The organism is Pseudomonas sp. SORGH_AS_0199 (assembly GCF_031453735.1).
GTDB lineage: Bacteria > Pseudomonadota > Gammaproteobacteria > Pseudomonadales > Pseudomonadaceae > Chryseomonas > Chryseomonas aestiva.
The window spans coordinates 2,986,175-3,005,278 of sequence record NZ_JAVJAE010000001.1 but is presented as its reverse complement, the minus strand read 5'-3'; the positions used below and the strand labels follow the sequence as shown (position 1 = coordinate 3,005,278).

Sequence of the window (19,104 nt, the reverse complement as noted above, 5' to 3'; positions counted from 1 at the left end):
CCGTGCGCCGCCTGGATACGCTGTTCGCCCGCCTGTTCGCGGTCTTTCTACTGGCCATCCTGCTGGGCCATCTGCTGGCCTTTTTCTGGTTTCGGCATGGACTCGGCGAGCGACCGGCGCCACCGCCGCCACCCATGGAGGGTGAAGCCGCCTTCGATCGGCCACCGCCGCCCGGGCCTTTCCCGCACCGGGAGCCCGGCGTCTGGCGGCGCATCGAGTGGTTTCTCGGCGGCCCGCTGATCTTCCAGCTGGGCTCGCTGGTGATCGCCGCCTGGCTCGGTGCGCGATTGCTGACGCGGCCGCTACGCCAGCTGACCGAGACCGCCGAACACCTCAGCCATAACCTCGACGGTTCGCCCATTCCGGTCACCGGCCCCTGGGAGACCCGGGAAGCCGCGCGGGCGCTCAACCGCATGCACCAGCATCTGCTCGAACAGCTCCAGCAGCGCGGGCGCATGCTCACGGCCATCTCCCATGACCTGCGCACGCCCCTGGCGCGGGTGAAGCTGCGCATCGAGGACATCGACGATCCGCGCCTGCATGCCCGGGTCAGCCAGGACGTGGATGACATGATCGAGTTGCTCGACGGCACCCTGAGGTATCTCCGCGAACAGCACCGCCAGGAGCGTCCCATCCTCTGCGACGTGCAGGCGCTGGTCGAGGCCATGGCCGAAGATGCGGCGGAGGAGGGCGCCCAGGTCGCTGTCGAGGGCAGCTGCCAGCCGTTGAAGGTGGCGCCCATGGCGTTGCGCTCCTGCCTGGGCAATCTGCTGCAGAATGCCCTGCGCTACGCCGGCCAGGCGGAGATCCGCCTGAGCGAGCAACCGGAGCGGCTGCTGATCTCCATCCTCGACCGCGGGCCGGGGATACCAGCCCAGTATCGGGAAGCGGTGTTCGAACCCTTCTATCGCCTGGAGGGCTCGCGCAATCGATCCTCGGGTGGGACCGGGCTGGGGCTGGCCATCGCGCGGGAAGCGGCGGCGCACATGGGCGGCGAGCTGACCCTCGGGGAAACGCCCGGCGGCGGCCTGACCTGCCAGGTGGTGCTGCCACGCCCCTGATGTATCGCCGGGCATACAAAGTGACCAAATGGCTGACATCTACCCGGCGGATACTGGGCGGTGCGGAACACTGATGTCCGCATTTCCCGGGAGAGACATCCATGATCAGCGGAATAGGCAGTGGCTACTCCAGCTACTACAGCAGTGCCAGCGCGATCAAAGGCACAGGCACGACAGCGTCCGGTAATAGCGTCAGCGGCAGCGAAGACGGCAATCCGTTGCAGAAGCTGTTCGGCAAGCTCGACGCCGATGGCGACGGTTCCATCAGTAAGAGCGAACTCGCCACCGCCGCCAGCGCGGCGAGCGATACCCAGACGGATACCGACCAGAGCGGGGCTATCGACGTCGACAAGCTGCTCGGCATGCTCGACCAGGATGGTGATGGCAGCGTCGGCGAAAGCGAATTCGCTTCGGTCTTCGCACCGCCTCCCGGTGGTCCCCAGGGGCAAGGGGGCACCGAGGATTCCGGCGATTCCAGCGTCGCCGGACCAGGTGGTTCGGCGCGTCCGCGCATGCCGCCGCCACCGCCGCAGGAGGCGAGCGGGCAAGGGGACAGCGAGGCCGATTCCAGCGCTCAGACGTCGTCGAGCCCCTACACGCAACTGGTCCAGGCGGTATTGCGGCAGTACCAGAGCATTGGCAGCAACGGCAGCAGCACCGCCATGGGCAGCACCTTGAACGTGGCCGCCTGAGCGGAGATCGGCAACACAGGGCAGGGCGGCCAGCGGCCGTCCGGTCTGCGCAATCACCTTGCACTCGATTCCCTTCTTGCCACCAGCTCCCTTCAGGGGCGAGTACCTTGGCTTACGGCTAATCGGACTGGACCTCATCGCCTGCCGCCGCTCCGCGAAAAATTCTCCAGCTGTTTCAAGATGTTGCTATCGCCGGTAGGGCTTGGCTTGTTGCGAAAACGTTATGATATAACGTGCGCCTTCATTGGTTTGGCCGATGCTCGGCTGTCAGCTGCGGGTATCGGCGCTTTCGCTCTGCTAAGGACTGTTATGCCTGTATCTCGCACCCTCCGGTCGGCGCTGACCGCTTCGGCGTTGGCGACCCTGGTCGCCTTCGTGCCGCCGCTTTCCAGCGCCGAGGAACGCGTCTTCGACGTGGTCGGCCCCTTCGAGATCGGTGGGCTGGATCCGTCGATTTCCGGCTTCGTCTTCCAGCGCATGCAGATCACCGAGACGCTGCTCGAAGCCGATGCCCAGGGCCAGCCGCTCCCTGGCCTGGCAGTGCGCTGGACCGAATCGGCGGATGGCCTTACCTGGCGGCTCACCATTCGCCAGGGGGTGAAATTCCATGACGGCAGCGTCCTCACGGCAGAAGCCGCGGCCGCTGCCCTCAATGCGGCACGGGGCAAGCCCGGGGTGCTCAAGCAGGCGGGCATGGAATCGGTCACTGCCGAGGGCAACGAGGTGGTGATCCGCCTGACGAAACCCTTCAAGCCCTTGCTGGCGCTGCTGGCGCATTCCTCCACCAATATCCTGGCGCCGGCCGCCTACGACGGCGAAGGCAAGGTACAGCAGATCATCGGCACGGGGCCGTACCAGCTGACCCTGCTAGAACCCCCGCAACGCCTGGCTGCCAAGCGCTTCGCGGGCTACTGGGGCGCCCAGCCGGAGATCGCCAGGACCTCCTACCTGGCCGCGGGCCGCGGTGAGACCCGCACCCTGATGGCCGAGAGCGGCGATGCTGAGCTGGTGTTCCAGCTCGACCCGCCCAGCATTGCCCGCCTCAAGCGCTCCAGCAGTCTCAAGGTGCTGATCGAGCCAGTCCCGCGAGTGGTGCTGCTGACCCCCAACTCCGGTGCCGGCGCCACCGCGCCGGTGGAAGTACGGCAGGCACTCAGCCTGGCCATCCAGCGCGAAGGCGTCGCCGCCGCCGTGTTACGCGCGCCGGGTACCGGGGCGACTCAGCTGTTTGCCAGGAATGTGCCCGCCTGGCACGACCCCGAGCTGGCGCCGCTCGCCTACGATCCGGCGGCATCGCGCAAGCTGCTGGCCGGGCAGGGCTGGACACCGGGATCCGATGGCATCCTGCAAAAGGACGGCACGCCGCTCAGGCTCAAGCTGCTGACCTATTCCGACAGACCCGAGCTGCCGCTGATCGCCACCGCGCTGCAGGCGCAGTTGCGCGAAGTGGGCGTGGACGTGGAGGTCGCGGTGCAGAACTCCAGCGCCATCCCGGCCGCGCACAACGATGGCTCGCTGCAACTGGCGCTCTATGGCCGCAACTTCGCCCTGGTCCCGGATCCCCTGGTTACTCTGCTCAATGATTTCGGCCACGGCGGTGCGGAATGGGGTCCGTTGGGCTGGAAGAACCCGGTCTTCGACCAGGCTCTGGCCGCGCTGCTGGCCAGCGACGATCCGGCCGAGCAACAGCGCCAGCGCCATGCCGCCATGGCCCAGGTGCAAAAGGACCTGCCGGTGATTCCGGTGGCCTGGTATCGCCAGACGATGGCCGTGTCCAATGCCGTCGAAGGCGCCGCCATCGATCCCTTCGAGCGCACCTTCGGCCTGAGCAAGCTGCGGTGGACCCCATGACCCGCTTGCTTGCCTTTCGCCTGCTGCAGGCGGGGCTGGTCGCCCTGCTGGTCGGCGGTCTCACCTTCCTGTTCATGAATCTGCTGCCGGGAGACGCCGCCTACCGCATCGCGGCCGGGCGTTACGGCTATGATCTGGTGGATACCGCCGCAGCTGCGGCGGTGCGGGCCGAGCTGAATCTGGATCAGCCCCTGCTGTGGCGCTTCCTCGCCTGGATCGGCGATCTGCTGACCCTGGATCTCGGCCATTCGCTGGTCTCCGGCAAGCCGGTGATGGACGTCGTCGCCCACGAATTGGGCAGCTCCATCCGCCTGGCCATCGGTGCCGTCTGCCTGTCGCTGCTCCTGGGCCCGCCGCTGGGCGTGGTGGCCGGTCTGCGTCCGGGGAGTCTGCTGGACCGCGGCCTGCTGGTGCTGACCACCGCGATCCGCGCGCTGCCGCAATTCGTCCTGGGCGTGATCTTCGTGCTGCTGTTCGCCATCTCCTGGCAGCTGTTCCCGGCGGCCGGTCACGGTACCTTCTGGCACAGCGTATTGCCCACGCTGACCCTGGCCCTGGGGCTCGCCGCGGTGTCGTCGCGGGTCGCCCGGGACGCCACGGTGGAGGTCGCCGCGTCCGCCTACTACCGCTTCGGCCGCCTCAAGGGCCTGAAAGGCGCCAGCGTCTTCCTGCGCCATGGCCTGCGCAACATCGGCGTGCCGGTGGTGACCTACCTGGGCGTGCAGCTGGTGTATCTCATCGAGGGCGTGGTGGTGGTGGAGACGCTGTTCGCCTGGCCGGGCATCGGTCACGGTCTGGTCCACGCCATCGTCCAGCGCGACGTGCCCATGGTGCAGGGCACCGCCCTGGCGATGGGGCTGCTGTTCGTCATCCTCAATACCCTGGTCGATCTCGCCAACCACCTGATCGATCCGCGCGGGAGAAACGCATGAATCTCGACGCTACCCTCGCTGCGGCGGCGCCTCCGGGCAAATCTTCCGCGCGCGGGCTCGGCCTGGGCCTGCTGGCGACACTGATCGCCTTCGCCGTACTCACCCCGCTGCTCTGCCCGGGCGATATCGCCCATCAGGACTATGAGGCGATTCTCGCGGGGCCCAGCAGCGCCTATCCGCTGGGTACCGATCACCTGGGCCGCGACATGCTGGCGCGGCTGTCGGTGGCCATCCGCTTCTCGCTGGGGCTGGCCTTCATCAGCGTCTGCACCGCTGCCATTCCCGGCGTGCTGCTGGGCATCCTGGCCGCCTGGAAAGGCGGACTGGTCGACAAGCTGCTGGGCGGCCTGGCCGAGCTGTTCCTGGCCTTGCCGGGGTTGCTGCTGGTGCTGCTGATCGTCGCGGTGTTTCCCGGCTCCTTCGTCGCCCTCTACAGCGCCGTGGCCCTGGTGCTCTGGGTGGAGTATTTCCGCATGACCCGGGCGCTGGCGCGCACCGTGCTGGCCTCGCCGGCGGTGGCCGCCAGCGGGCTGCTGGGCTTCGGCCCCGTCTACATCATCCGCCGCCATCTCTGGCCGCAGATGGCGCCGCTGCTCCTGACCATCGCCGCCTTTGGCGCCGCCTCGACCATCATGGCCATCGCCGCCCTGGGTTTCGTCAGCATCGGCGTGCGCCCGCCCACGGCCGAGCTGGGCCTGATGATCACCGAGTTGCTGCCCTATTACGCCGAGGCACCCCTGGTCATGGGCCTGCCTATCCTGGCGATCTTTCTAACCGTGCTGTCGCTGCTGCTCATCACCGGAGGGCGCAAGCCATGACCGCCTTGCTCACGACCACGGCGCTGGAGATCCGCACCGCCGAGGCCCGATTGGTGGAACCGCTGTCAATCCGCCTGGCGCCGGGGCAGGTGTTGTCGATTATCGGCGAGACCGGCTCGGGCAAGAGCCTGTTCGCCCAGGGCGTCGTCGGCAACCTGCCGGCGGGGCTGCAGGCCCACGGGCAGATAGGCCTGGCGGACGGCTTCAGCGAAGAAGGCCGCGAGGCCGGTCGCCGTAAGCACTGGGGCAGGGGGCTGGCGGTGCTGCCCCAGGAACCCTGGCTGAGCCTGGACCCGACCATGCAGGCACGCTCCCAGGTCGCCGAGACCTACACCCAGGTCGTCGGCCTCGCCCGTGCCGAAGCCCGCGACCGGGCCAGCGCGGATCTGGCGCGGCTGGGCCTGGCCGGCGCCGAGCGCAAGTATCCCTTCCAGCTGTCCGGGGGCATGGCCCAGCGCCTGGCCTTTGCCGCCACCCATGCCGGTGGCTCGCCAGTGCTGATCGCCGACGAGCCGACCAAAGGGCTGGATCGCGACCGCATCGACGAGGTCATCGACCTGCTCAAGGCCATGCTGGCCGAGGGAGGCAGCCTGCTCATCATCACCCACGACCTGGAAGTCGCGCGCCGCCTGGGCGGCGAGGTGATGATCATGCTCAAGGGACGGGTCATCGAATCCGGTACGGCCGAGCAGGTGCTGCGCCAGCCGCAGCATGCCTATACCCGTGAACTGCTGGCCGCCGATCCCGCCCAGTGGCCGAAGCGTACCTCGCGAGCCATTACCGACGAAGCCGTGGTGACGGTGGAGGACCTTGCCGCCCAGCGCGGTGGCAAGCAGCTGTTCGAGGGATTGTCCTTTGGCGTCCGGCCTGGGGAGATTCTCGGCGTGACGGGACCGTCTGGCTGCGGCAAGTCGACCCTCGGCGACATCCTGCTTGGCCTGGCCGCGCACAGCGCGGGTGCGATCCGCCGCCAGCCGGGTCTCGGTCGCTTCGCCTTCCAGAAGCTGCACCAGGATCCGGTGGCTGCCTTCGCGCCCTCGGTGACCATTCGCCAACTGCTGGCGGATCTGGTGCGGCTGCATCGGCTGGATACAGCGCGGATTGGGCGGCTGATGCAGCGCCTGCGCCTCGACGAGCGCCTGCTGGATCGACTGCCCGGCAACATCTCCGGAGGTGAGTTGCAGCGCTTTTCCCTGCTGCGCGTGCTGCTGCTCGACCCGGCGCTGATCTTCGCTGACGAGCCCAGCTCGCGGCTGGACCTCATTACCCAGAAGGAGATGATCGAGCTGCTGGTCGAGACCGCCGAGGAATCCGGAACCGCCATCCTCCTGGTCAGCCACGACGAGGACCTGGTGGGCGCCGTCGCCGATCGGCGCATCCACCTGACAGATCCGGCGGCGCCGATGCGCAGTCAGGCGGAGTTGAACTCCCGGCCTGAGGCGCCGGAGGTGGCTTTCGCCGCCCACGACTAGGATTTTCGCCGGTATCCCTCAGTACCGGCAGCACCCTTCCAGCTAAGCGACTCGTCTGACATGCGATGGCAGCGGTCACGTGCTGGGCGCAACAAACGTCCAGTGAGGTTCGCTGCGCGCTGAAAAAAGCGTCGGGTATCCAGGCCCTGCTCCGAAAGCGGCAGGTTTCAACTTGGTATTACTTTACCAAGAATTCTTGGTAGTGATTTTTGGACTGGTTAGAAAGAGATCCTGGGTTGGCCAAGCAAACTTGCACAGCTCCTGAGTCGAAACTTCCTGAGCTGGCGCACTGAGCGATGGGATCGATGTTTTTCCGTCTGTATCTGTTAGATGAGGGACAAGGCGTGGGCTTCGTGAATCGCGCTAGAACATTCTTATAATATGTCCGTCTTTTTATAGTAGGTGCTCGATTTCTATTGGAGATATAGGAGGTGAGCTGCGGTAAAAAACCTTAATAACTTAAATATCCAAATTTGAATTTTAGGTGAAAAGACGCCGTAAACCTTGACGCCTGGCGATAGGAAAAAGCAGCATTACGCATCCCGTGTCGACGTGCCCTTGCTGCCAATCGACTGCACTAGTCGATTGCGCGGCAGTGTCTGCACGTAAGTAGAAGCTGCCCGCGAAGTTCATGTGACAACTGATTTCTACTTCTTTGACTGTGTGCGAGATTTTCAGCGGTTTTATCTGGCTAGTTTCGGCGTGGCAGTGAGTTATATCGAAAGATTGAACAGGCAGGCTTGCAAGTCCGTTGTTTTCGAAAATTAAGAGATCGAGTAACTCCTATGTCCGCTTTGTTTTCTTTCTGGTAGTCGATTCGCCAGCACTATGACCTGATTTCAGAGCCCGTACTGGGGAGTGCGGGCTCTCTTCAACGCGCATTTCAAGCCACGCCGGTGCGGCTCTGCTGTCCGGTGCGCGTCTGGCTGCGCGTCTTCAACCACTAGTAGTCGCCGACAATGAATAGGGGAAGTTATGCAAAGCACGCGTAATCAGAAAGGAGCGATATCCAATACCCATTTGACCAGTTTCAGCCGACTCCTCGGCCGCTGGACGTTTGGGGTGGTGGGCGGCTGTACGCTGCTGCTTGGCTGCAATGCAGCCTTCGCGGAGGGCTTGGTGGACGACAGCAAACTGGTGCTGACGGTACGCAACTTCTACTTCAACAGTGACCGCGCCAACGGACGGGCGAATCAGGAAGACTGGACCCAGGGTTTCCTGCTGGACTATCAGTCAGGGTTCACACCGGGTCCCGTGGGTATTGGGGTCGATGCCTTCGGCTATCTGGGCCTCAAGCTCGATGGCGGCCCCGGACGCCGTGGCACCGGTAACTTGCCCGTTCATGCCGGGAATGAGCCGGCTGATGAATATTCCCGTGCCGGTGCTGCGCTGAAGCTGCGGCTGGGCAATACCGTGGTGCGCTATGGTCAACAGGCGCCCACGGCGCCGGTCTTCGCCATCAGCACCAGTCGCCTGCTGCCGCAGACCGCCACGGGGTGGAGCGTGCTCAGTAGCGACATGGCGGATCTGTTGCTGGAAGCAGGGCATTTCACCTCTTCCACCGATCAGGTCAGCACTAACCGCGATGGCGATCTCTGGGCCGGATACGCGCGGCAGCGCGCCGATCACATCGATTTCGCCGGTGGCAAGTACAGCCCGGTCAAGGGGGTCAGCCTGTCGCTCTATGCGGCGCAGCTGGATGACATCTGGAACCAGTACTACGGCAACCTGAATCTGGTAAGGGCGCTGTCCAGCACCCAGGCACTCACCTTCGATGCCAATCTCTATCACACACGGGATACCGGAGCGGCCAAGGCTGGCCCGATCGACAATACGTCCTATAGCCTGGCCGCTGCCTTCAGCCAGGGACCTCACACCTTCACGCTGGGCTGGCAGCAGATCGATGGGGATACGCCGTTCGACTACGTGGCCTTGGGCGACAACGATCGCCTCGGCGGCGGTATCCTCCTGGGCAACGCCGTGATGCTCTCCGACTTCAATGCCCCTGGCGAACGCTCCTGGCAAGCGCGCTACGATCTCAGCTTCAAGACGCTCGGCGTGCCCGGCCTCAGCCTGATGACCCGCTACCTCGAGGGCTCCGGTATCGATGGTCGCGAGCTGCCGGTCAACAGCGCCTATCGTGGGCTCTACGGCGCAGACGATCACGAGCGGGAAGTCGACCTGGAGGGTCGCTACGTCCTGCAAGCGGGAGCGGCCAAAGGACTGTCGATCCGGGTCCGCCAGGCCTGGCACCACGGCTCGCCGTCCACCGGCGGTTCGGTCAATCAGCTGCGGGTCATCCTCGACTATCCGCTGCAATTGCTCTGACGCTCGCGTAATCCCCAATGGACGCCGCGACCGCTGGCAAGCGGTTCGCGGCCGTCCGTCGTCGCTGGCTTAAGCGGGCCCCGCTGCGCCGATAGCCCTAATAGTCATTTTATTAGGGATAACCCTCATGAGTCTTCGCAGCCTCAACGTCGCGCCCCGCGCCGTGCTGTTCTTTTCCGTCATCGTCCTGATCGTCTTCGCCCTCGGTGGCGTCGCCGTGGTGCAGATGGGCAAGCTCTTCGAGGCGGAGCAGGAAGTGGAGACCAACTGGCTGCCGGGCAACCAGCTGGCGGCGAAGATGAGTGGCGGATTGCTGCGGCTGCGCCTGGAAAGTCTCAGGGCCACCACCACACCGGATCCGCAGCTGCGCGCCCAGACGGTCGCGGCCTTTCCCGGTTATCGCGATGCCTTCTTCACGGCGGTCAAGGACTACGAAAAGACCCTGGCCAACGCTGAAGACCGCCAGTTGTACGGCGCCGTGGTCAAGGGCGCCGAGAGCTACCGGACCCTGCTGGATGCCTTCGAGCCCAAGCTGCGCGCGGGTGACAACGAAGGCGCCATCGTCCTGATCAACACCTCGATCCGTCCGCTCACCAACGCGCTGGAAAAAGACCATTGCCGAACTGAGCGCCTTCAACGAGCGCGGTGCCCAGGCTGCGGGGCAGGCGGCGGGCGCCACCTATGCCAACGGCCTGTTCTGGGTCTATGGGCTGATCGGCCTGACCATAGCGGCCACCGTCGTGCTTGCGGCTCTGTTGATCCGCAGCATCACCCTGCCGGTGGGTGAGGCCTTGCGCATTGCCCAGCGGATCGCCCGCAAGGACCTTACCGAACGGATCACCGTGGTCGGTCGCGACGAAGCGGCCGGCATGCTGCAGGCCCTGGCCCAGATGCAGGGCAATCTGCGCGGCACCGTTTCCCATCTCGGCGACAGCTCGACCCAGCTGGCCTCCGCCGCGGAAGAGATGACCGCGGTGATCGACGAAGCCAGCCGCGGCTATGTGCGGCAGAACGACGAGGTCAACCAGGCTGCCAGTGCCGTCACCGAGATGAGTTCGGCGGTGGAGGAGGTCGCGCGCAACGCCGCCGATGCGGCCAGCACCTCGCTGCATACCCAGAACCTGACCAGCGACGGCCTGGACAAGGTCACCCGCACAGTGCAGTCGATCGAGGCGCTGGCGCAGAACGTGGCCAGCACCAGCGAGCAGATCCAGGCCCTATCGTCCCGCGCCCAGGACATCAACGCCGTGGTCGAGGTCATTCGCGCCATCGCCGAACAGACCAACCTGCTGGCGCTGAACGCTGCCATCGAGGCGGCCCGGGCGGGTGAGCAGGGCCGGGGCTTCGCCGTGGTCGCCGACGAGGTACGGGCACTGGCCCATCGTACCCAGCAGTCGACTCGCGAGATCGAGCAGATGATCGGCGCCATCCAGAATGATTCATCCCAGGCCGTCAGGGCCATGGCCGAGAGTCAGCAGCTGGCCGGTGAATCCACCTCGGTCGCCCAGCTGGCCAATGTGTCCCTGGAGCAGATCGCCGAATCCATCTCCCAGATCAACGATCGCAATGCGGTCATCGCCACCGCCGCTGAAGAGCAGGCGCAGGTGGCGCGGGAGATCGATCGCAACATCACCAGTATCCGTGACCTGGCCACCCAGAGCGCGACCGGCGCCACCCAGACCGCCAGCGCCAGCGCCGAGGTCTCCAGGCTGGCCAGCGGATTGAATCGCGTGGTTCGCGAATTCGCCGTCTAGGAGGAGGGCCTTGAGGCCTTCTCGCCACGCGGCGGCGGGAAGGCGTCCTTTGCGACTGGCTCCAGGTTCGTCGCGGCAATAGAAAGACTAACAAGGGCTCTGGGGCATTCGCCCGTGCGACTGCGCTGCGCTGGCACGCCTGCTCGCCGCTGGAATGCCCGCCCGACAGTCTTTAGTATTCCGTTACATCGCCTCTGGCATCGGGTAGAGAACGAATCGGCGCTTGGCCTGCCTAAACAGTGTCCAATCAACCCGGAGTCCTACCATGAACGCGAAGAAAATCTCTGCCTTGATGTTTGCTGGTCTGATCGCTGCCAGTGGCGCTGCTTTCGCCACCGAAAGTGCAGGCAATCCGCCAAAGGCCAACAGCGCTGGTATGGGCACCCCGGCTGGTCAGAAGACCGGTGAAGGTGCAGGCGCCGCGACCGGCGCCGGCAAGACCACGCTCAACGAGCAAGGCCAGAAGCAACAGCAGTAATGTCCAGGGGGTCGCCGGCACGTCTGGCGCCCCCTAAATCTGCGTCTAGAATGGAACTTTGCAGGCCTCTTGTGTCCAAGGGGGCCGAGCGTGTGGGTACAGGGGTCAGATGGTGAGTGCGGAACAGAGCAAGGTTGTCCTGGTCGTCGAAGATGAGCCGCAGATTTTGATGATTCTGGCGGATTATCTTTCCGAACTGGGTTACACCGTCCTGCAGGCGCCCTCGTCACTCGAAGCCTTTCGCATCCTGGCCGGTCGGCCACGCCTGGATCTGCTGATCACCGACTTCCGCCTTCCCGACGACGTCTCTGGCGTGATGATCGCCGAGCCCGCGCTCAAGTTGCGCCCCGATCTCAAGGTGCTCTTCATCAGCGGCTACCCAGCCGAAATCATCGATACCGGCTCGCCATTGCTGGGCAAGGTCCCCTTGCTGACCAAGCCATTCTCCCTCGAGCGTCTCCACCTGCAGGTGCAGAAGCTGCTCGGCGCCTGATCCGCTCCCTCGCCACAGATCGTTTTTCCGCCGGCACAGTCTATCTGTCAGGTGCGACCAATCCGGTCGCCTCAGGTTGGAGATAACGGCGCCCATGGCTATCAAGCATTTCAATCATCACGAAGCGATTTCCTCCGCCGTTCCGGCTGAACAGGGTTTCGAAGCGGTCATCGCCGTCAAGGCGCGGCGCGAGGATGCCCATCCGACCTTTCACAAGGTCGCCACCGAGCGTCATTTCGATCTGGCCTCCGAGGCGGAGGAGGCCGCCGATGCCGCGCTCAATCGCGTGACCGAGATCGGCGACGACGATGAACTCCTCTGGGACGAGCGGGCCGTCTGATGAAGAGAGACCAGGAACAGGGCGAAGAACCCCGACAGCGGCATGAATCCGGTCCGGACGACCCTGAACTGAGTCGCGAGGAAGAAGAGGACGTCGACGAGAACCAGCTGCCACGCGCCGTGGTGCTGCACGAGATCATCCGTACCCAGGGTGATCACGAACTCGAACGAACGATCGCGGCGCTGTTCTGGTCGGCGCTGGCCGCCGGCCTGACCATGGGTCTGTCGTTGATGGCGATGGGGCTACTCAATGCCAATCTGCCCGAGGGTGGCTACAGCAAGGCCATCGCCAGCTTCGGTTATTCGGCTGGCTTTCTGGCGGTGATCCTGGCGCGTCAGCAGCTGTTTACCGAAAACACCCTGACGGCGGTACTGCCGGTGATGAGCGAACCCACGCTGCACAATTTCGGTCGCCTGGGGCGGCTGTGGGGTGTGGTACTGGTGGGCAATCTCATCGGGACCATCCTAGTCGCCTACGTGATCCTCAATCTGCCGCTGTTCGATGCCAAGGCCGACGCCGCTTTTCTGAAAATCGGTACCAAGGTGATGGAGAACGATGCCTCGGCGATGTTCGCCAAGGGCATCGTATCCGGCTGGATGATCGCCACCATGGTCTGGATGCTGCCCGCTGCAGAGCACGCCAGGATCTGGATCATCGTGCTCATCACCTACCTGATGGCCCTGGGGGACTTCACTCACATCGTGGTCGGCAGTCTGGAGGTGGCTTACCTGGTGTTCGCCGGAGAGGCGAGCTGGGGCGATTTCTGGCTGACCTTCGCCGGGCCGACCCTGGCCGGCAACATCGTCGGGGGCAGTCTGATCTTCGCGCTGATCAGCCATGCCCAGGTGCGCAGCGACACCTGAAAGCGGAAGGGCCGGCAAATTGCCGGCCCTTCGCGGTGATCAGGTAGCTGCTTCGATCACTCGTCGTCGTTGAGCTGACCCATGGCGGTAGTGTTGAAGCCGCCGTCGACATAGAGGATCTCGCCGCTGATGCCCGATGCCAGGTCGGAGCAGAGGAAGGCACCGGCGTTGCCGACTTCGTCGATGGTCACGTTGCGACGCAGGGGCGTCTGACGCTCGTTGGCGGCCAGCATCTTGCGGAAGCTCTTGATGCCCGATGCGGCCAGGGTGCGGATGGGACCGGCGGACACGGCGTTGACGCGGGTGCCTTCCGGGCCGAGGCTGCCGGCCAGGTAACGGACGCCGGCTTCGAGGCTGGCCTTGGCCATGCCCATGACGTTGTAGTTCGGCATGGTGCGCTCGGCGCCCAGGTAGGACAGGGTCAGCAGGCTGCCGTTGCGGCCGCGCATCATCTCGCGACCGGCCTTGGCCAGGGCGACGAAGCTGTAGGCGCTGATGTCGTGGGCGATCTTGAAGCCGTCACGGGTGGTCACGGCGGTGAAGTCGCCGTCCAGCTGGTCGCCGGGGGCGAAGCCGACCGAGTGGACGATGCAATCCAGGCCATCCCACTTCTTCGCCAGCGCGGCGAACACGGCTTCGATCTGGGCGTCGTCGGCAACGTCGCAGGGGAAGCACAGCTCGGGATTGGAACCCCAGCCGGCGGCGAATTCTTCGACGCGACCCTTGAGCTTCTCGTTCTGGTAGGTGAAGGCCAGCTCGGCGCCTTCGCGGTGCATGGCCGCGGCGATGCCGGAGGCGATGGACAGCTTGCTGGCGACGCCGACGATGAGAACGCGCTTACCGGCGAGAAATCCCATGGTTTTTTCCTCTTCTGTGTTGAATCCCAGGCAGCAGCCAGGGGCTGAGGTCCGGGTTGGGCAGGGCTCTGCGCAGGTCAGAGCGAGATCTTGGCCTGGCTCCGCTAGGGGTCAGGCACGGGTGGGGCGGTAAGGTAGCAGGTCGATACCCGGGACAAAAGCGCTGGTTGACCGCTGCGGTGCGCGGTCGCGCCTCAGTTGAGGAACAGCGTCAGGGTCTGACCAGGGGTCAGGGCGGAAGCGCTGCGCGGATTCCAGTCCTGCAGCGCCTGCACGCCGATGTTGTAACGCTTGGCGATCTGATAGAGGGAATCACCGGCCTTGACCCGATAGTAGGTGGGGGCGGCCTTGGTCGTTTTGGCCGTCTTTACCGCCGGCTTGGTGGTCTTGACGGTATAGGAGGCCGGCATCGCCACGGCCGTGGCGGTGCTGCTGCCCGTGCCATGCAGCTTCAGCGTTTCGCCGACCTTGAGGCCACGCTTGCCGAGATCGTTCCAGCGCTTGAGGTCACCCAGTTCCACCTCGTTGGCCCGGGCGATGGACCAGAGGCTGTCGCCGGTGCGCACCCGGTAGGTGCGCACCACGGGTTCTTCGGCCACGGCGATGGTTTCCAGGGGCGTCGTGGTCTTGCCGGTCTCGCGCCGCGGGATCATCAATTCCCGGCCAGCGGACAGGCGGCTGCTGCTGCTGAGCTTGTTGAGCGCGGCAAGTTGCTCGACGCTCACACGATTACGCTTGGCCACGCTGCGCATGGTATCGCCGCGGCGCACCTGGTATTCCTGCCACTGCACCACGGCATCAGAGGCGATGTTGGGCAGGGTCGCGACCAGGCGCTTGGCCTTTTCCGCCGGCACCAGCAGATGCTTGGGGCCGTCCATGGTCACACGCTGGGTATAGGCGGGATTTAGGCGATAGAGTTCGTTGGCATCCAGATCCGCAAGTTCCGCCACCCGGGCCAGATCCAGGTGCTGCTTGATGTCCACGACTTCGAAATAGGGTTCGTCCGGGATGGATTCCAGGGCCAGGCCGTAGGCGTCCGGATTGCGTACGATCTGGGAGACGGCGAGCAGCTTGGGGACGTAGTCCTGGGTTTCCGGCGGCAGCGACGACAGGTTCCAGTAATCGGTGGGCAGGCCGAGCGACTGGTTGCGCTCGATGGCGCGGCTGACCGTGCCTTCGCCGGCATTGTAGGCAGCCAGGGCCAGCAGCCAGTCGCCACCGAACATGTCGTGCAGCTTGCTCAGGTAGTCCAGGGCGGCGTTGGTCGAGGCGGTGATGTCGCGGCGACCGTCATAGAAGCGGGTCTGGCGCAGATTGAAATACTTGCCGGTGGTCGGGATGAACTGCCACAGACCGGAGGCGGCGCTGCGCGAGAGGGCGTTGGGATTGAAAGAGCTTTCCACCACCGGCAGCAGGGCCAGTTCCAGCGGCATGTTGCGTTCTTCGAGGCGCTCGACGATGTAATGCAGATAGGGCGCGCCGCGGCTGCAGGACTGCGCGAGGGCGGCTTCGTGGCTGGCGTACCAGAGGCGCTGACGATCGATGCGCGGGTTGGTGCCGTTGTCACCGGCCCCCTGGAGCTGATAGCCGTCCCGCACCCGGTCCCAGATGTCGCCGCTGGTGGCCGCCGCGGTCGGTGCCTTGCGCAGCCATTCCGGCGGACGCTGCATCTTGCTTTGCGTCATGTGCAGATCGGCCTGATAGGCACGATTGTCTGGCTGCTGGTTGCTCTGGCAGCCGGCGAGGAAGACGGCGAGGCAGAGCGCCGAGACTTTGAAGGAGGTGGCCAGCACGTCTGGTTCGCGGGTTTTCGGCGTCGCTGGCGGCATCGGTCTGGGCTTTCCGGGAGCTGGAGGATGGGCGATTCTAGGAACCGCATCCCGGGGGGTCAAGGAACAACCCCTTGGCCTGTGACCTGTACGACGACCGCAAACCCTGGCTTACAGCGTGCTGACGGGGTCTGGGCAATAGGTGTCAGAACGTGTCCTTCCAGCCTCTCAAGGCCGCGAAATAGGTATCCTCCGGCGCATCTGCCGCCACCCCGCGCTCCTCTTGCAGACGCAGACGTACGCTGCTTTCGGCGGTACGCAGGAAGGGATTGATGCGGCGTTCGCGGCCCAGGGTGGAGGGCAGGGTGGGACGCTGGGTCTCCCGCAGCTGCTGCGTCTCGGCCAGGGCCTGCTGCACCGCGGGGTTTTCCGGTTCTACCGCCTGGGCGAAGCGCAGGTTGCTGAGGGTGTATTCGTGGCCGCAGTAGATTTCGGTGGCGTCCGGCAGGCTGGCCAGGCGTTGCAGGGAGGTCAGCATCTGGCTGGGCGTACCTTCGAAGAGCCGGCCGCAGCCGGCCGAGAAGAGGGTATCGCCGCTGAACAGCAGGGGTCGCTCACCCGCGACATGGAAGGCGATGTGGCCGGCGGTATGGCCGGGCACCCGCAGGACCTCGAAGGGAACGCCCAGCACCTCCAGGCGCTGGCCGTCCGCCAGCGGGAGGTCGACCGCGGCGATGCGTTCGTCAGCCGGCGCACTGACCCGGGCGCCGCTGCGCTGCTTGAGCGCAGTGATGCCACCGGTGTGGTCGTTATGGTGGTGGGTGATCAGGATATCGGTCAGGCGCCAGTCCGGATTGGCATCGAGCCAGGCCAGGACGGGGGCGGCATCGCCCGGATCGACCACAACCGCCTGTCTTGTCGCGGCGTCCTTGATCAGCCAGATGTAGTTATCGTTGAAAGCGGGCAGCGGAAGAATGTCGAACATGGACGAGCTCTCTGGTCGGACTGCAGGCCCCTAGGGTAGCAGTGGGTGGTAGGGCTAAGGCTTCAATATGAGAGGACCAGACGATGCACGATGAATTCTCCGCCCAGGTCGATCCGCGCTGGCTGAGGCTGATGAGCTCGGCGCGGGATTGGCTGGCCGGTCCACTGGGCCAACTGCTGCTGGAGCAGGAGCGCGTGCTGATCGACGAAGAGCTCAAGCGTCACTTCGGCAGTTACCTGATCCATTACGGTCCGCACCCCGAGGCGCCGGCCAATTGCGGTCAGCTCCGCCATGCGGTGCGCATAGGGCCGCCGCTGGGTGATGTGGACATTGTCTGCGAAGAGGGTGCCTGGCCCCTGGGCGAGCACGCGGCCGACGTGGTCCTGTTGCAGCACGGTCTGGATTTCTCCCTGGCGCCGCATCGGCTGTTGCGTGAAGCGGCACTGAGCGTGCGCCCGGGCGGGCACCTGGTGGTGGTGGGCATCAATCCCTGGAGTCTCTGGGGCGTGCGCCATTACCTGGCTCGGGATGCCCTGCGCAAGGCCCGTTGTTTCGGCCCCAGCCGGGTCGGCGACTGGCTGTCGGTGCTGGGCTTCGCGCTGGAGAAACGGCGCTTCGGGTGTTATCGTCCGCCGCTTTCATCCCCCAAGTGGCAGCAGCGGCTGGCCTGGATGGAGCAGGGTGAAGCCGAACCCAACTGCGAGCAGGCAGCGGGCGCGGGCTTCTATCTGCTGTCGGCGCGCAAGCTGATGTTCGGCCTGCGCCCCGTGCCCCAGGCGCGCAAGGAACCGCGCGGCAAGCTGGTGCCCATGCCGGTGGCCAAGATCAGCCGCCGCGAATCGAGTGAATCCAATGAGTGACGACATCGTCGAGGTCTTTACCGACGGCGCCTGCAAGGGCAATCCCGGCCCCGGTGGCTGGGGCGCCTTGCTGAAGTTCAAGGGTGCGGAGCGAGAGCTCTGGGGCGGCGAAGCCAACACCACCAACAATCGCATGGAGTTGATGGCGGCCATCCAGGCCCTGGCGGCGCTCAAGCGCCCCTGCCAGATCCGCCTGACCACCGACTCCGAGTACGTGATGAAGGGCATCACCCAGTGGCTGGTGAACTGGAAGAAGCGGGGCTGGCAGACCGCCGCGCGCCAGCCGGTGAAGAACGCCGAGTTGTGGCAGGCCCTGGACGAACAGGTTCAGCGCCACCAGGTCGAGTGGCGCTGGGTGCGCGGCCACACCGGCCACCCCGAGAACGAGCGAGCCGACCAGTTGGCCAACCGCGGTGTCGACGACGTCCGGCAGGCCAAGCAGGCCGCCAAGGCGTAACCAGGCAAGAGGTTAGCGATGAGATACGTAGTTCTGGATACCGAAACCACCGGCATGCCGGTGACCGATGGCCATAGGGTCATCGAGATCGGCGGGGTCGAGGTCGTCGGCCGGCGCCTGACCGGGCGGCATTTCCATGTCTACCTCAACCCGGATCGGCAGATCGACGAGGGCGCCATCGCGGTCCACGGCATCACCGATGATTACGTCGCCGACAAGCCGCGCTTCGCCGAGATCGCCGACAGCTTCTTCGAGTTCATCGAAGGTGCCGAGCTGGTCATCCACAACGCGCCCTTCGACGTGGGCTTCATCAACATGGAGTTCGCCCGGCTGGGTGTCCATCCCGAGCGCGCCGACATCTCCCAGCACTGCTCGGTGCTCGACACCCTGGTCATGGCCCGCGGCCGGCATCCCGGCCAGCGCAACAGCCTGGATGCCCTCTGCAAGCGCTATGGCGTAGACAACTCCAACCGCGAGCTGCATGGCGCCCTGCTGGACGCCGAGATCCTCGCGGACGTCTACCTGGCCATGACCGGTGGCCAGACCAGCCTGTCGCTGGCCGCCCACGGCCAGGAAGGCAATGGTGACGGCAATTACGTCATGCCGATCAGGCGGTTGCCGGCCGATCGCCCGCGGACCCGGGTGATCAGCGCGACCAGCACCGATCTCGATGCCCATGCGGCGCGCATGGCGGCCATCGAAAAGAGCTGCGGCCGGCCCCCCCTTTGGCTGGCCGGCGCCGACGCCGAATAGCGCCTTTCAACGCTCGCCAGACGCCCGCTCGGTCCGGGAACGGGCGTTCGCGTTCGTCTGAATAAGCTGAAAGACCTCACAATTTTCAGCTATTGTTCAACTAAGATGCTGCAGGCTGGTCATTTGAGCCCGCATGAAGCCTCGAATTTCGAATTGCGCGGAACTTTATTTGTTCCTCAAAATCATATGACGATTCGGAATTATCGCTTCGCTGTTGTGGATTTACAGGTCTAGCGTTCCAGAGCAAGGTTCTTTGGCGTGGCGAGTAGTCCCATACCCGTCCGCCTGGAATGATTAGTGTGACCCGGTCAGGAAGACGCAGGTACCTAGGCTCCAGTTGG

At 64.9% G+C, this 19,104-nt stretch carries 19 protein-coding genes and 1 pseudogene; 17 read left to right on the top strand and 3 right to left on the bottom strand.

The annotated features are described in order from the left end of the window. Window positions 1-2: 2 nt before the first annotated feature. The 14 genes and pseudogenes from QE444_RS14105 to QE444_RS14050 all read left to right on the top strand — a co-directional run bounded on the left by QE444_RS14105 (window position 3) and on the right by QE444_RS14050 (window position 13,082). The gene (locus QE444_RS14105) at window positions 3-1,061 is read left to right on the top strand and encodes an ATP-binding protein (protein ID WP_285386733.1); all 1,059 of its coding nucleotides are present in this window, start codon (window positions 3-5) and stop codon (window positions 1,059-1,061) included. Window positions 1,062-1,162: 101 nt separating this feature from the next. Beyond that, window positions 1,163-1,753, top strand: coding sequence for an EF-hand domain-containing protein (locus QE444_RS14100; RefSeq protein ID WP_285386732.1), 591 nt, complete (start codon window positions 1,163-1,165; stop codon window positions 1,751-1,753). Between the two features lie 309 nt (window positions 1,754-2,062). Next, window positions 2,063-3,604, top strand: coding sequence for an ABC transporter substrate-binding protein (locus QE444_RS14095; protein ID WP_280307404.1), 1,542 nt, complete (start codon window positions 2,063-2,065; stop codon window positions 3,602-3,604). Continuing rightward, window positions 3,601-4,536, top strand: coding sequence for an ABC transporter permease (locus QE444_RS14090; protein ID WP_133861665.1), 936 nt, complete (start codon window positions 3,601-3,603; stop codon window positions 4,534-4,536). The genes QE444_RS14095 and QE444_RS14090 overlap by 4 nt, the downstream gene beginning before the upstream one ends. Continuing rightward, entirely contained in the window at window positions 4,533-5,354 is an 822-nt protein-coding gene (locus tag QE444_RS14085; protein ID WP_280307403.1) for an ABC transporter permease, read from the top strand. The genes QE444_RS14090 and QE444_RS14085 overlap by 4 nt, the downstream gene beginning before the upstream one ends. Next, window positions 5,351-6,826, top strand: a complete 1,476-nt coding sequence (locus QE444_RS14080) for an ATP-binding cassette domain-containing protein (protein WP_309739238.1) — start codon at window positions 5,351-5,353, stop codon at window positions 6,824-6,826. The genes QE444_RS14085 and QE444_RS14080 overlap by 4 nt, the downstream gene beginning before the upstream one ends. Window positions 6,827-7,945: 1,119 nt before the next feature. Continuing rightward, complete coding sequence (locus tag QE444_RS14075) at window positions 7,946-9,154, top strand: OprD family porin (protein ID WP_273861534.1); 1,209 nt, start codon at window positions 7,946-7,948, stop codon at window positions 9,152-9,154. Window positions 9,155-9,281: 127 nt separating this feature from the next. Further along, on the top strand, window positions 9,282-9,941 hold the full coding sequence (locus QE444_RS23640; RefSeq protein WP_405046426.1) for an MCP four helix bundle domain-containing protein: 660 nt from the start codon (window positions 9,282-9,284) through the stop codon (window positions 9,939-9,941). After that, a pseudogene (locus QE444_RS23635) lies at window positions 9,895-10,002 on the top strand (hypothetical protein); the annotation flags it as partial. The gene QE444_RS23640 and the pseudogene QE444_RS23635, both read left to right, overlap by 47 nt. Before the next feature lie 21 nt (window positions 10,003-10,023). Beyond that, the gene (locus QE444_RS23630; RefSeq protein WP_405046473.1) at window positions 10,024-10,908 is read left to right on the top strand and encodes a methyl-accepting chemotaxis protein; all 885 of its coding nucleotides are present in this window, start codon (window positions 10,024-10,026) and stop codon (window positions 10,906-10,908) included. Between the two features lie 265 nt (window positions 10,909-11,173). Then, window positions 11,174-11,386, top strand: a complete 213-nt coding sequence (locus QE444_RS14065) for a hypothetical protein (RefSeq protein WP_187979297.1) — start codon at window positions 11,174-11,176, stop codon at window positions 11,384-11,386. 109 nt (window positions 11,387-11,495) lie between these two features. Then, window positions 11,496-11,879 (top strand): response regulator, encoded by a 384-nt coding sequence (locus QE444_RS14060; protein WP_085982650.1) that lies wholly within the window; start codon window positions 11,496-11,498, stop codon window positions 11,877-11,879. A 94-nt stretch (window positions 11,880-11,973) separates the two neighbouring features. Next, window positions 11,974-12,219: a hypothetical protein gene (locus QE444_RS14055; protein ID WP_133861670.1), complete on the top strand. Its 246-nt coding sequence runs from the start codon at window positions 11,974-11,976 to the stop codon at window positions 12,217-12,219. Next, complete coding sequence (locus tag QE444_RS14050) at window positions 12,219-13,082, top strand: formate/nitrite transporter family protein (protein ID WP_133861671.1); 864 nt, start codon at window positions 12,219-12,221, stop codon at window positions 13,080-13,082. The genes QE444_RS14055 and QE444_RS14050 overlap by 1 nt, the downstream gene beginning before the upstream one ends. Window positions 13,083-13,138: 56 nt before the next feature. Here QE444_RS14050 and fabI read toward each other — a convergent pair whose 3' ends face one another. The 3 genes from fabI to gloB all read right to left on the bottom strand — a co-directional run bounded on the left by fabI (window position 13,139) and on the right by gloB (window position 16,693). Further along, the gene (fabI, locus tag QE444_RS14045) at window positions 13,139-13,939 is read right to left on the bottom strand and encodes an enoyl-ACP reductase FabI (RefSeq protein ID WP_042134086.1); all 801 of its coding nucleotides are present in this window, start codon (window positions 13,937-13,939) and stop codon (window positions 13,139-13,141) included. Window positions 13,940-14,133: 194 nt separating this feature from the next. After that, window positions 14,134-15,768, bottom strand: a complete 1,635-nt coding sequence (locus tag QE444_RS14040) for a lytic transglycosylase domain-containing protein (protein WP_187979296.1) — start codon at window positions 15,766-15,768, stop codon at window positions 14,134-14,136. A gap of 145 nt (window positions 15,769-15,913) precedes the next feature. Beyond that, window positions 15,914-16,693 carry a hydroxyacylglutathione hydrolase gene (gene gloB, locus QE444_RS14035; RefSeq protein WP_187979295.1) on the bottom strand — a complete coding sequence of 260 codons (780 nt, stop codon included), beginning with the start codon at window positions 16,691-16,693 and terminating at the stop codon, window positions 15,914-15,916. A gap of 83 nt (window positions 16,694-16,776) precedes the next feature. On the opposite strand from gloB, the gene QE444_RS14030 reads away from it, so the two are divergent. The 3 genes from QE444_RS14030 to dnaQ are packed head-to-tail and all read left to right on the top strand — an operon-like array spanning window position 16,777 to window position 18,763. Continuing rightward, window positions 16,777-17,553 carry a methyltransferase domain-containing protein gene (locus tag QE444_RS14030; protein ID WP_133861674.1) on the top strand — a complete coding sequence of 259 codons (777 nt, stop codon included), beginning with the start codon at window positions 16,777-16,779 and terminating at the stop codon, window positions 17,551-17,553. Then, window positions 17,546-18,010 (top strand): ribonuclease HI, encoded by a 465-nt coding sequence (gene rnhA, locus QE444_RS14025; protein WP_133861675.1) that lies wholly within the window; start codon window positions 17,546-17,548, stop codon window positions 18,008-18,010. The genes QE444_RS14030 and rnhA overlap by 8 nt, the downstream gene beginning before the upstream one ends. An 18-nt stretch (window positions 18,011-18,028) precedes the next feature. Further along, on the top strand, window positions 18,029-18,763 hold the full coding sequence (gene dnaQ, locus QE444_RS14020) for a DNA polymerase III subunit epsilon (RefSeq protein WP_309739231.1): 735 nt from the start codon (window positions 18,029-18,031) through the stop codon (window positions 18,761-18,763). Window positions 18,764-19,104 lie beyond the last annotated feature (341 nt).